We start from the raw sequence: 12,893 nt of genomic DNA, 5'->3' as shown, positions 1-12,893 counted from the left end.
GTGTCTCTAACGGCCACGTCGCGAGGGACGTGCCGGGTCCTGCCGGGCGATCGGGATCCGGGCGATCAGGTCGGTCACGATCCGGGCCGCGATGTCGTTCGTCGGCTCACCCGACAGCATGATCTCCGGATGCAACAGCAGGCGGTGCGCCAGCACCGGGCCGGCGACCGCCTGGACGTCGTCCGGGAGCACATAGCCGCGCCGGCTGACCGCGGCGTGCGCCCGGGCCGTACGGATCAGGTGCAGCGTGGCCCGCGGAGACGCGCCCAGCGTGATCTCCGGGTGCCGCCGGGTGGCCCCGACCAGGTCGACGATGTACTGGCGGACCTCGCCGGAGACGTGTACCGAGCGCACCGCGTTCGCCAGCTTGGCGACCTCGGCCGCGGTGGTGACCGGGACGACGTTGGTCAGCGGGTCGCTCTGGCCGTGGTTGTCGAGCATCGCCAGCTCGGCGCCGGGCGAGGGGTAGCCCATCGAGACCCGGGCGGTGAAGCGGTCGCGCTGGGCCTCGGGGAGCGCCCGGGTGCCGTCCATCTCGATCGGGTTCTGGGTGGCGACGACCATGAACGGGGCCTCGAGGCGGTAGGTGACACCGTCCACGGTCACCTGCTGCTCCTCCATACATTCCAGGAGGGCCGACTGGGCCTTGGGCTCGGCCCGGTTGATCTCGTCGCCGACCACGATGTTCGCGAACACCGGGCCCGGCCGGAACTCGAAGTCGCGGGTGCCCTGGTTGTAGACGCTGACGCCGGTCACGTCGCTGGGGAGCAGGTCCGGAGTGAACTGGATCCGCCGCACCCGCGCGTCGATCGAGCGGGCGAGGGCCTTGGCGAGCATGGTCTTGCCGACGCCCGGCACGTCCTCGATGAGGAGGTGCCCCTCGGCGAACAGGACCACCAGAGCCGTGCGGACCACATCCGACTTGCCGTCGATGACGGTCTCCACCGAGCGACCGATCCGGTCGGCGACCTCGGACAGATGATCGATCTCGCCCGCCGGGTCGCGCCAGCGCAGTACTCCCGGCTCCGTCACCACGGTGCGGGCCTCCTTCGGATCGCGTGTCCCGGTCGTCGCCTCTGGTGCGGGGATGTCGTGCGCGAGGGCACTGCCGCCGCCCTGGACGCCGCCCTCACCGCCGCCCCCGGAAGCAACCCCGGAACAGCCCGGACATCATCCTGACGCGGAGCACTCCCCCACGAGTGTGACATCCATAAGGGGGGGTCCGGGAGGACTGGTCGGTGATGGCCGCCGTTGCGGTCGTGGCCGTGGGCTGCGGCCCGGTCGTCCGCACCCGGGCGAGGGGTCATTTGTTCCCTTTTTCGCCGCCTGACTGTCGTGTATCAACCTGGTTTGCGGCGATTTATACCAGCCTCCCTACGGAGCGCTTACCGCCCCCGAGCCCGGAGTGGGAGCGGTGGGGTGGAGCGGGGTGTCTTGGGGGTGTCGGGTGGGGGGGAGTGGGGTAGAGTGGCGCGCAGTGGGGGTGGGGAGCTCGCGGGTAGCCGCCGGCTGGTGAACCAGTCGTCGTCTGATGGCCACGGCGCGTCTCTCCGGGCCTGGCGGGGAGGCTCCGGTGTTTCTCGGCAGCCACACGCCGCGGCTGGACGACAAGGGGCGGCTGACTCTGCCTGCGAAGTTCCGCGAAGAGCTGGAGGGGGGGCTAGTGATCACGAAGGGGCAGGAACGTTGTCTCTACGTGTTCCCCTTGGCGGAGTTCACCCGCATCAGTGAGTCCCTCCGTACCGCTCCGGTCACCGCGAAGGCGCTTCGCGACTACAGCCGCGTCTTCTTCTCGTCGGCCTCCGACGACGTCCCCGACCGCCAGGGGCGGATCACCATTCCGCCGCCGCTGCGGGCGTACGCGGGGCTGGTTCGCGAGTGCGTGGTCAACGGCGCCAACACCCGGGTCGAGATCTGGGACTCCCAGCGTTGGGACACCTACCTCGCCGACCAGGAGGAGACCTTCGCCGAGATGTCGGAGGAGGTTCTGCCCGGAGTCATCTGAGTCGTCGAAGGCGTCGCGTCACCATCCGGTCGTCTGTCGAGGTCTCCCCCCGCTCCCACCGGACACCACTTCCCCGGCGTCCGGCGGATTGAGCGGGGCGGGACCTGGGTGTACGACTCCTCCGGCCGTTCCCTTCCCGATGGCCGCCGGGGACGGCGTACCCGCCAGCGCACCGGCGTGCCCGCCCGCATATCCGAAACACCAGATCCGACGAGCGGCCGAGGGGTTGGCAGTGGACGTCACGCACACGCCGGTGCTGACCGAGCGCGTGATCCAGCTGCTCGACCCCGCGCTGCGCCGTCCCGGCGCGGTCGTCGTCGACGCCACGGTCGGGCTGGGCGGTCACTCGCACGCGCTGCTCGAGGCCTTCCCGCAGGTCCGCCTCATCGGTCTCGACCGGGACACCACCGCCCTCGAGCACAGCCGGCGCCGCCTCACCGGCCTGGGTGACCGCGTCGACCTCGAGCACGCCGTCTACGACCAGCTGCCGGACGTCCTCGATCGGCTCGGCGTGCCGTCGGTGGACGGTGTCCTGTTCGATCTCGGCGTCTCGTCCATGCAGCTCGACCTGGACGAGCGCGGCTTCGCCTACTCCCGGGACGCCCCGCTGGACATGCGGATGGACCAGGAGCGCGGCCCCACCGCGGCCGACGTCCTCAACAACTACGACGTCGACGCGCTGACCCGGGTGCTGCGGGAGTACGGCGAGGAGCGGTTCGCGCGCCGCATCGCCCGGGCGGTGGTGACCCAGCGCCAGGCCGCGCCGTTCACCACCTCCGCGCGGCTGGTGGACCTGGTCCGCGACTCCATCCCCGCGGCGGCGCGCCGCACCGGCGGCAACCCGGCCAAGCGCACCTTCCAGGCGCTGCGCATCGAGGTGAACTCCGAGCTCGAGGTGCTCGAGCGTGCGGTGCCCGCCGCCTTCGACGCGCTGGCCGTGGCGGGCCGCCTGGTCGTCCTCTCCTATCACTCCCTGGAGGACCGGCTGGTGAAGCGGGTGCTGATGCCGCGCTCGGTGCCCTCCGTCCCGCCGGACATGCCGGTCATCCCGGATGACGCCCGGCCAACGCTGCGGTGGCTGACCCGCGGCGCGGAGCCGGCTTCCGACACGGAGATCGAACAGAACGCGCGCGCCGGGTCTGTCCGGCTGCGCGCGGCGGAACGCACGGCGGCCGAACCGGGCCGCGCGCACAACCCGACCGGAGGTGTCCGATGACCGCTCCCGCGCACCCGCTGCCCCGCAGCGGTCGCGCCCGTCCGGGTCGTCGCGCCTCCGGGTCCGAGCACCACGCGACAGACCACGACGCGGCCGCCTACACCGGCGCCGCGCACGACGGCACCGCGTACGCCTACGACGTCGCCGCGTTCGAGAGCACCGGCTACGACGACACGCCCTACGACAGCGCGCCCTACGACAGCGCTCCCTACGAGGACGCGCCGTACGGCGCGTCCGGCTACGGCGACCCCGTCTATGACGACTCCGCATACGGCGGCGTCAAGTACGGCGATACGGCCCCCGGCGAGCCCGTGGCCGGCGAGCCCGCGTTCGGCGATTCCACGGCCGGTGACCTCGCGGATGGCGGGTCGCCCGTCGGGGAGCCCGCGTACGCCGACGAAGCCGGACGCCGCGCCGACCCGTCCGACGAGGTGGCCGTGCCCGGCCGTGCCCGTCGCCGGCCGGTCGCCGCCGGCGTGGGCGCGGTAGGCGCCGGAGCGCCCGCCCGCTCGTCCAGCGCCACGCGCACGACCGGCGCGCGCACGACCGCGGGGCACACCGTCCCGGCACGGCCCGGCAGCGCGCGCTCGGGCACGGGACGGACAGCCACCGGACGATCGGGAACGGGCCGGTCCGGTGCGGGACGTCGGCCGTCCGCGATGGCGGTCGGCGCGACCACGGTTCCCCTGCTCGACTCGCCGCTGCGGAGGGGAACGCGGCCGGGGCTGTCGGTGCTGCGGGTGCCGGCGCGGTCCACGGCGCCGCGCGGGCCGTTCGTGGTGCTGCTGCTCGTGCTGATGGGGGCGGGGCTGCTGTCGCTGCTCCTGCTCAACACGGCGCTGATGGAGAACTCCTTCCACGCCGACGAGCTCGAGCGGCAGTCCACCGAGCTGACCCGGCAGGAGCAGCAGCTGTCTCTCCAGCTCGACGAGCAGTCCGACCCGGGGCAGCTCGCCGCCCGCGCGAACCAGCTCGGGATGGTGCCCGGCGGCGTTCCCGAGTACCTGCCGGCCAACGCGCCGCTGCCGCCCGGGGCGCGCGTCCTGACCCGGGACGCGGGCAGCGGCATGCTGCTCGTCGTGGTCCCGGGCCCGTCGGCGGCTCCGGCTCCGGCCGGCGCCGCCGCGGCGACGGACTCCGCGGCCACCCAGTCCGGCGCCTCGGCTCAGTCGGGCGCCTCCAGCGCGGGTGGCACGTCCACCCAGCCCGCGGCTGGCGGCGAGGCGGCCGCGTCCGCCGCCGATCCGCAGGCCCGTACCGGTACCGACGGAGAGGCGGGAGCCGGTCAGTGAGCCAGACGACCCGCGGTCCGTCCTCCGGCCGCGGTCGGAACCGACTCCGTCTCGTCACGAACCCGCACCCGGGGAGCCCGGACTCGCGGTCCGCGCGCCACGACGGTGACGACCTGCTCGATCCGTCCGTGCGCCGGTTCTCCGGCCGTGACCCGGACGGCGGCCGCGGCCGGATGACCCCGCCCCCCCGCGGCGGCGACCGACACGGTGACGACCGGCGCGGCTACGACGCTGCCCGGCCTCGAAACGACCGGCGCCAGGACGCCCGCCGCCGCGACGACCGCGACGACCGCGACGACCGCGACGACCGCGACGACCGCGACGACCGCGACGACCGCGACGACCGCGACGACCGCGACGAGCTTGACGAACAGACCTGGGACGACGCCGCCGCCGAAGCCACGGAACGGGCGGCGCGCCGTCCCCGGCCCCGCCCCGCCGCGGCCGGACGGGAGCGCCGGGCGGCGACGGCCCGGGCGGGTCGGTCGTCCCCACGGGTGTCTCCGCTGCGCAGCGCGGCCGCCGGCTCGGCGACGCCACGTGAGCAGCTCCGCCGGGACCAGGCCGCCCGCGCCACATCCGCCCGTACGACCTCCGCCCGCGGGGCGGCCGGCCGGCGTAACCCGACCCGGGGGGCGGCCAGCCGGACGACGTCCGGGCGGATCCCCCCCGTCCGGCGCCCGCATCCCTCGAGCGGTGGGGCGGGCCGCAACCGGGCCACCTCGATCCGGCGCGGCCTCGGGGGCGCGCCGCCGCGGCCGCCGCGGCCGTTCGTCCTCGCCAGCCCCCGCCGCCGGGTCCGGGTGTCGGTGGTACTGATGATCGCCGTCCTGGTCGTGATCGCCGGCCGGCTCGCGCAGCTGCAGGGCTTCGCCTCGTCCAACTACGCGGAGCAGGCCGAGCAGCAGCGGCTGCGCAAGTCCGTCCTGCCCGCCGACCGCGGCATGATCACCGACCGGCACGGCGACGCGCTGGCGCAGGACGTCGAGCGCCGGGCCGTGTACGCGGACCCGTGGCTGATGAACGAGGCCCAGGTCGTCGACGCGGCGCGCAAGCTGGCCCCGCTGCTCGGCGAGTCCGAGAACACGCTGCGCAAGAGCATGACGTCCAACGATCCCAAGGTGCGGTTCGTGTACCTGGGCCGTCGCCTCGACCGGGCGGTCGGGGACGAGGTGGACAAGCTGGGCCTGCGCGGCATCGGCGTCCTCCCCGAGCGGGGGCGCTGGTACCCGTCGCTGACCCTGGGCGCCAACTTCGTCGGCTTCACCAAGCTCGGCGAGAACGACGCGATCGTGGGCGCCGGCGGCCTGGAGCTGGCCTACGACAGCGTGCTGCGCGGGACGGACGGGCGCCGCCAGATCGAGGCCGACCCGTCCGGGCGGGAGATCCCCTCGGCACAGAGCGTGGAGAAGGACCCGGTCAGCGGCTCCACACTGCGCCTCACCATCGACAACTACATCCAGTGGGACGCCCAGAGCGCGATCGCTGAGGCGGTGCGGACCTCGGAGGCGGACGGCGGCACGATCGTCGTGATGAACCCGAAGACGGGTGACCTGCTCGCGATGGCCGACGCGCCCCAGTTCGACCCGAACAACATCACCTCCCGGGACATCGACGCGATCGGGAACCGCTCGACCGGCCAGGCCTTCGAGCCCGGCAGCGTCAACAAGGTCATCACCATGGCCGCGGCACTTGACCGGAACCTGATCGAGACGACGACCCCGATCACCGTGCCGCCGTCCATCGAGCGGGGCGGGGTGACGATCACGGACTCGGAGCCGCACGGCACCGAGCACCTCACCGCGGCCGGCGTGCTCGCCCGGTCCAGCAACATCGGGACGGTGCTAGTCGCCGAGCGGGTCGGCAACGACAACCTCGAGCAGATGATGCGCGCGTTCGGGCTCGGCAAGGCGACCGAGGTCGACTTCCCCGGTGAGACCGCCGGCATCCTGCCGCCGGCCGCGGACTGGTCGGGCAGCCAGGCCGCGACCATCGCCTACGGCCAGGGCACCTCGGCCACGGCCCTGCAGATGGCGTCGGTCTACGCGACCGTGGCGAACGGCGGCATGCGGGTCGCGCCGCGGCTGGTGGACGCGATCACCGGCCCGGACGGGGTCACACGGCCCACCCCGCGGGCGCCCGAGCGCCGGGTGGTCTCCCCGGAGACCGCCTCCACGCTCACCCGCATGCTCGAGGCCGTCGCGACGACACAGGGCACCGCCCCCGCCGCCGAGGTCGCCGGGTACCGGGTCGCCGGCAAGACGGGCACGGCGAAGCGGTACGACCCGGTGAACGGCGGCTACGACGGCTACGTCTCGACGTTCATCGGCTTCGCCCCGGCCGACGACCCCCAGGTCGTCGTGGAGGTCGTGCTCGACCACCCGCGCAAGGGCTTCTACGGCGGCGAGGTCGCCGCGCCCGTGTTCAAGCGGGTGATGAGCTTCGCCCTCACCACGCTGGGTGTGCCGCCGCCGGGGACGAGACCCGAACCGCTGGTCCTCGACCTCGACCACTGAGAACGGGCGAGCGCGGGACGTCGCGCGCCCGTCCACGCCGGGGGCCGGGGGCCGGGAGCCGCCGCCGGTTTGGCCCAGGCTGTCCCGACACCTGCGCGTCAGCCCGGTGGACCACCGCCGTCCACGGCGCCCGTGCGGATCCCCCGCCTGCCCGCCCACTAAGGTCGTCCCCGTGACCACCCCGGCACTACGTCCGGCAGCGCCGTCACCGCGGTCGCTCACCGCTCTGCCCGACGTCCTCAGATCCATCACCGTCGCGCCCGGTCCGTCGGGCGGGGCGGCCCTCGCCGGTGTCGTCCTCACCGGCGTCACCCACGACTCGCGCGCGGTGCTGCCGGGCGACCTCTACGCGGCGCTGCCCGGCGCGCACGTGCACGGTGCCGACTTCGCGGCCGGCGCGGTCGCCGCCGGCGCCGTCGCCGTCCTCACCGACCCGGTGGGCGCCGCGGCGCTGTCCGGCCGGCTCGCGGTGCCCGTGCTCGTCACCGACGACCCGCGCCGCGACCTGGCGCCGGCCGCCGCCTGGATCTACGGCGACCCGTCGAGCGCGCTGACCCTGCTCGGGGTCACCGGCACGAACGGCAAGACCACCACCGCCTTCCTCCTGGACGCCGGCCTGCGCGCCGCCGGGTACACCACGGGCCTGCTCGGCACGGTGCAGACCCGGGTCGCCGGAACGGTGGTGCCCTCGGTGCGCACGACGCCCGAGTCCGGCGACCTGCAGGCGCTGCTCGCGACGATGGTGGAGCGGGGCGTCGGGGCGGCGTCGATGGAGGTGTCGAGCCACGCGCTGGCCCAGCACCGGGTGGACGCGCTGCGCTTCGCCGGCGCCGCCTTCACCAACCTCAGCCAGGACCACCTCGACTTCCACCCGACGATGGAGGACTACTTCGCGGCGAAGGCGGCACTGTTCGAGCCCGCCCGCAGCGCGGCCGCCGTGGTCTGCGTCGACGACGACTGGGGCCGCCGGCTCGCGGCGCTGCGCCCGGACGCGCGCACCTACTCGGTGACCGGCCGCCCGGCCGACTGGTGGCCGGAGGACGTCGTCGCCGGGCCGGGCGGCAGCGTGTTCCGCGCGCTGGGCCCGGACGGCGCGAAGGCGGACCTCTCGCTCGCCCTGCCGGGCCGGTTCAACGTCGCCAACGCGCTGGGCGCCCTCGCGCTGCTGGCCGCTGTCGGTGTTCCGCTGGAGGCGGCGGCCGAGGGCATCTCGTCGCTGCCGGGGGTCCCGGGCCGGATGGAGCGGATCGACGCCGGCCAGCCGTTCCTCGCCCTCGTCGACTACGCCCACACCCCCGGCGCGGTCGAGACGCTGCTCGCCACCGTGCGCCCGATCGTGACCGGGCGGGTGGTCGTCGTCCTCGGCTGCGGTGGGGACCGCGACCGCGCCAAACGGCCGCTGATGGGCGCGGCCGCGGCGCGGCTGGCCGACCTGGCGGTGTTCACCAGTGACAACCCCCGGTCCGAGGACCCGGCGCGCATCCTCGAGCAGATGCTGGCCGGTGCCCGCGGCGCCCCCGGAGCGGGCGAGATCGTTGTGGAGCCGGACCGGGCGAGCGCGATCGCGCTCGCGGTCGGCGCCGCCGGGCCCACCGACGCCGTGATCGTGGCCGGAAAGGGGCACGAGAGCGGGCAGGACGTCGCCGGTGTCGTCACGCCGTTCGACGACCGCGAGGTGCTGCGCTCCGCGCTGCTGGCGGCGGCGAGCCGATGATCGCGCTGACGCTCGCCGAGGTGGCCGCCGCCACCGGTGGCCGGCTCACCGCCGGCGCGGACCGGTTGGCCCCGGTCACGTCGGTGGTGATCGACTCCCGTCAGGTCGGCCCGGGCGCGCTGTTCGTCGCCCTGCCCGGTGAGCGGGTGGACGGGCACGACTTCGCCGCCGGCGCGGTCGCGGCCGGCGCGGTGGCCGTCCTCGGCGCCCGGGAGACGGGCGTGCCCACCGTCGTCGCCGACCCGGCGGCGGCGCTGGCCGCGCTCGCCGCGCACCTGCGCGACCTCGCCCCGGCGACCGTGGTCGGGGTGACCGGCTCGGCCGGTAAGACGACCACCAAGGACCTGCTGGCCGACCTGCTCGGCCGGCTCGGCCCGACGGTCGCCGCGGTGGGCTCGTTCAACAACGAGATCGGCCTGCCGCTGACCCTGCTGCGCACCGAGCCCGACACCGCGTTCGTGGTGCTGGAGATGGGCGCCCGCGGCATCGGGCACATCGCGACGCTGTGCGCGGTGGCCCGCCCGCACGTCGGGCTGGTACTCAACGTCGGGTCGGCGCACGTGGGGGAGTACGCCGACGGGCGGAACGGCATCGCCGCGGCGAAGGGCGAGCTCGCAGAGGCGGCCACCGGCCTGGTCGTGCTGAACGCCGACGATCCGCTGGTGGCGGCGATGGCCGGCCGCGCCGGCGCCCAGGTGGTCACCTTCGGCCGCGCCGCGGCGGCGGACGTCCGCGCCGAGCGCGTCGAGGTGGGCGGTGACGGCCGGGCCGCGTTCGACCTGCTGGCCGGCGGGGAGCGCCACCGGCTGCGCCTCGGCCTCGTCGGCGCGCACCAGGTGGCCAACGCGCTGGCCGCCGCGGCGGTGGCGACATCACTCGGCCTCGCGCCGGCCGAGGCCGCGGCGGCGCTCGAGGAGGCCCGCCCGCGCAGCCGCTGGCGGATGGAGGTGACGACCACCCCGGACGGCGTGGTCGTGCTCAACGACTCCTACAACGCGAACCCCGAGTCGATGCGCGCGGCCCTGACCGCGCTGATGGACATGCGGGGAGCGGGGCGGGCGTGGGCGGTGCTGGGCCCGATGGGCGAGCTCGGCGCCGACGCGGACGCCGCGCACGACACCCTGGGGCGGCTCGCCGCCGGGCTGGGCGTGTCACGGCTGGTGGCGGTCGGCGCCGGGGCGCGCCGGGTGCATCAGGCGGCGGAGCACGAGGGCGCCTGGGCCGGCGAGTCGACCTGGGTGCCCGGGGTGGACGAGGCGGTCGCGCTGCTGGCCGCGCAGGTCCGCCCGGGTGACGTGGTTCTGGTGAAGGCGAGCCGGTCGTTCGGGCTCGAGCGGGTGGCCACGGGGCTGACCGCGGATGGTGGGGCCGGCCCAGCGGGCCGGCGGGACGGCGCCGCCGGCGCCGCGATCGAGGGGATCGAGAACACGTGGAACACGGTGGGACACTCCGGCGAACCAGGCGTGCGCGGGTGACGCTCGCGTGAGAGGAGTTCTCTTCGCGGCACTGGTCGCGCTGGTCATCTCCCTGCTCGGCACCCCGTCGGTGATCCGCTTCTTCCGGCGGCAGGGCTACGGGCAGGAGATCCGTGAGGACGGGCCGTCGAGCCACCTGACCAAGCGCGGCACGCCCACCATGGGCGGCACCGTCATCATCCTCGCCACCCTCGCCGGGTACTTCGTCTCGCACCTGGTCACCGGCATCGGCTTCACCGCCTCGGGCCTGCTGGTCCTGATGGTGATGACGGGCCTGGGCCTGGTCGGCTTCCTGGACGACTACATCAAGATCCGCAAGCAGCGCAGCCTGGGGCTGACGGCCCGGACGAAGTTCGCCGGCCAGGCCGCGGTCGCGCTGGCGTTCGGGCTGCTGGCCGTCCGGTTCAAGAACGACAGCGGGCTGCTGCCGGGCTCGACGTTCATCTCGGTCGTGCGCGACACCGGGTTCTCGGTCGGCCTGATCGGCTTCCCGCTGCTCGCCTGGATCATCATCGCCGCGACCTCGAACGCGGTGAACCTCACCGACGGCCTGGACGGCCTGGCCGCCGGCACGTCCGCGATGGTCTTCGGTGCCTACGTGGTGATCTCCTTCTGGCAGTTCGGCAACGTCTGCGAGTCCGGGGCGCTGACCGAGGGCTGCTACTACGTGCGCGACCCGCTCGACGTCGCGCTGGTCTCCGCCGCCGCGATGGGGGCCTGTTTCGGCTTCCTGTGGTGGAACGCCAGCCCGGCGAAGATCTTCATGGGGGACACCGGCTCGCTCGCGCTCGGCGGGGCGTTCGCCAGCATCGCGATCGTCAGCCGCACCGAGCTGCTGCTGTTCGTGCTGGGGGGCCTGTTCGTCATCGAGACGCTGTCGGTGATGATCCAGGTGGCGTTCTTCAAGGCGACAAAGAGACGGGTGTTCAACATGGCGCCCATCCACCATCACTTCGAGCTCGCCGAATGGCCGGAGACGACGGTGATCATCCGGTTCTGGATCGTCTCCGGCCTGGCCGTAGCGTTCGGCCTGGGCCTGTTCTACGCCGAGTACCTTTCCCACGGGGGCGGTTGACCATGAGTACTTCCGCCACACCGGTGCTCGCGGGCGCGGTGCTCGCCGGCGCTCAGGTCACGGTCGTCGGAGTGGGCGTCTCCGGCGCCGCGGCGGCCGGTGCGCTGGCGGCCCGCGGCGCCCGGGTGGTCGTGGTGGACGCGGCCGACGGCCCGGGCCAGCGCGCCGCCGCCGAGCGGCTGCGGGCGGAGGGAATCGAGGTCCGGCTCGGCGGCCTGCCGGCCGAGGCCGGGGCGGCGTCGCTCGTCGTGACCTCGCCCGGTGTCCCACCGCACACGCCGCTGCTGCGGGCGGCGGAGGCCGCCGGGGTACCGGTTTGGGGCGAGGTGGAGCTCGCCTGGCGGTGGCGCGGGCTGTCCCGGTGGCTCGCGGTCACCGGCACGAACGGCAAGACCACCACGACCGAGATGCTCGGCGCGATGCTCGTCGCCGGGGGGCGGCGCGCCACCACAGCCGGCAACATCGGCACGCCCATCGTGGCGGCCGTCGAGACCCGGCCGCCCTACGACGCGCTCGCCGTCGAGCTGTCCAGCTTCCAGCTGCACTACACGTCCACCGTCGCCCCGCGCGCGGCGGTGATCCTCAACGTCGCGCCGGACCATCTCGACTGGCACGGCGGAGCCGACGCCTACGCGGCGGCGAAGGCGCGGATCTGGGCGGCCCCGCACACCGTCGCCGTCGGCAACGTGGACGACCCCGTGAGCCTGGAGCTGCTGTCGCGGGCGCCGGGCCGGCGGGTCACCTTCGGGCTGGACCCGAACGCCACCCCACGGCCCGACCTGACCGTCGTGAACGGGTACCTGGTCGACCGGGTCTTCTCCGGCGGGCGGCTGATCGCCGTGGCCGATCTCGGCGCGGCCGGCCGCTCACCCGGGCGGCGCCCGCCCGCCACCGGCATCACCGGCGGCGGGCCGGCCGGCGGCAGGGTCGGCGGCGCCGTGGCGGGTGGCGCCCGGGCCGGCGCGGCCGGGACCGGCGACGGGCCGGGCCCGTTCGGCGGCGGCCAGTTCCGGGACGACCGCTTCCCCGCCTTCGCCACCGGCGCTGAGCTGGGATCGCACAACATCGCCAACGCGCTGGCCGCCGCCGCGCTGGCCCGCGCCGACGGGGTGGACCCGGCGGCCATCGGCGCGGCGCTCGCGTCGTTCCGGCCCGGCGCGCACCGCAACGTCACCGTCGGCCGGCGCGGCGGCGTCCGCTACGTCGACGACAGCAAGGCCACCAACCCGCATGCCGCCGCCGCGTCGCTGCGCGCCTACCCGTCGGTGGTGTGGATCGCGGGCGGTCTGAACAAGGGCCTTGAGTTCGACGATCTCGTTGTCTCGGCCCGTCGCGGGCTGCGCGCGGTGGTCCTGATCGGCCAGTGCGCCGACGAGGTGGCCGCGGCTCTCGCCCGACACGCCCCCGATGTCCCCGTGGAACGGGCCGCGGGCATGGACGATGCGGTGGACGCCGCCGCGAAGCTCGCGGCACCGGGCGACACCGTGCTGCTGGCGCCCGCGGCGGCGTCGATGGACATGTTCCGTGACTACGCGGAGCGCGGCGACCTGTTCGCCGCGGCCGTGCGAGCGCGGGGAGGCTGACCGCCGGCGCTCTCCCT

At 74.7% G+C, this 12,893-nt stretch carries 9 protein-coding genes; 8 read left to right on the top strand and 1 reads right to left on the bottom strand.

All coding sequences use genetic code 11. From position 1 onward, the window contains the following. Window positions 1-6 precede the first annotated feature (6 nt). Window positions 7-1,035 (bottom strand): MoxR family ATPase, encoded by a 1,029-nt coding sequence (locus FRANEAN1_RS25055; protein ID WP_020462582.1) that lies wholly within the window; start codon window positions 1,033-1,035, stop codon window positions 7-9. A gap of 538 nt (window positions 1,036-1,573) precedes the next feature. On the opposite strand from FRANEAN1_RS25055, the gene mraZ reads away from it, so the two are divergent. The 8 genes from mraZ (at window position 1,574) to murD (ending at window position 12,876) form a co-directional block, all read left to right on the top strand. Further along, the gene (gene mraZ / locus FRANEAN1_RS25050; RefSeq protein WP_020462581.1) at window positions 1,574-2,005 is read left to right on the top strand and encodes a division/cell wall cluster transcriptional repressor MraZ; all 432 of its coding nucleotides are present in this window, start codon (window positions 1,574-1,576) and stop codon (window positions 2,003-2,005) included. Window positions 2,006-2,237: 232 nt separating this feature from the next. Then, window positions 2,238-3,221: a 16S rRNA (cytosine(1402)-N(4))-methyltransferase RsmH gene (rsmH, locus tag FRANEAN1_RS25045; protein WP_020462580.1), complete on the top strand. Its 984-nt coding sequence runs from the start codon at window positions 2,238-2,240 to the stop codon at window positions 3,219-3,221. Then, on the top strand, window positions 3,218-4,513 hold the full coding sequence (locus FRANEAN1_RS25040; RefSeq protein WP_020462579.1) for a hypothetical protein: 1,296 nt from the start codon (window positions 3,218-3,220) through the stop codon (window positions 4,511-4,513). Before rsmH ends, FRANEAN1_RS25040 begins: the two co-directional genes overlap by 4 nt. Then, window positions 4,510-7,029, top strand: coding sequence for a penicillin-binding protein 2 (locus FRANEAN1_RS25035; RefSeq protein WP_020462578.1), 2,520 nt, complete (start codon window positions 4,510-4,512; stop codon window positions 7,027-7,029). The genes FRANEAN1_RS25040 and FRANEAN1_RS25035 overlap by 4 nt, the downstream gene beginning before the upstream one ends. A 172-nt stretch (window positions 7,030-7,201) precedes the next feature. Further along, entirely contained in the window at window positions 7,202-8,743 is a 1,542-nt protein-coding gene (locus FRANEAN1_RS25030) for a UDP-N-acetylmuramoyl-L-alanyl-D-glutamate--2,6-diaminopimelate ligase (protein ID WP_020462577.1), read from the top strand. Further along, complete coding sequence (gene murF / locus FRANEAN1_RS25025) at window positions 8,740-10,218, top strand: UDP-N-acetylmuramoyl-tripeptide--D-alanyl-D-alanine ligase (protein ID WP_020462576.1); 1,479 nt, start codon at window positions 8,740-8,742, stop codon at window positions 10,216-10,218. The genes FRANEAN1_RS25030 and murF overlap by 4 nt, the downstream gene beginning before the upstream one ends. Window positions 10,219-10,225: 7 nt before the next feature. Further along, window positions 10,226-11,293 carry a phospho-N-acetylmuramoyl-pentapeptide-transferase gene (mraY, locus tag FRANEAN1_RS25020; RefSeq protein ID WP_020462575.1) on the top strand — a complete coding sequence of 356 codons (1,068 nt, stop codon included), beginning with the start codon at window positions 10,226-10,228 and terminating at the stop codon, window positions 11,291-11,293. A 2-nt stretch (window positions 11,294-11,295) separates the two neighbouring features. Then, entirely contained in the window at window positions 11,296-12,876 is a 1,581-nt protein-coding gene (murD, locus tag FRANEAN1_RS25015) for a UDP-N-acetylmuramoyl-L-alanine--D-glutamate ligase (RefSeq protein ID WP_020462574.1), read from the top strand. Window positions 12,877-12,893: the final 17 nt, after the last annotated feature.

The sequence above is a fragment of the Parafrankia sp. EAN1pec genome, from assembly GCF_000018005.1.
GTDB lineage: Bacteria > Actinomycetota > Actinomycetes > Frankiales > Frankiaceae > Parafrankia > Parafrankia soli.
The sequence above is the reverse complement of the archived record's forward strand: the minus strand, read 5'-3'. Positions and strand labels throughout refer to the sequence as shown.

Coding starts and splice junctions, on each gene's coding strand:
- FRANEAN1_RS25040 (WP_020462579.1), top strand. CDS start 3,218: ATGACCGCTCCCGCGCACCCGCTGCCCCGCAGCGGTCGCGCCCGTCCG.
- murF (WP_020462576.1), top strand. CDS start 8,740: ATGATCGCGCTGACGCTCGCCGAGGTGGCCGCCGCCACCGGTGGCCGG.
- murD (WP_020462574.1), top strand. CDS start 11,296: ATGAGTACTTCCGCCACACCGGTGCTCGCGGGCGCGGTGCTCGCCGGC.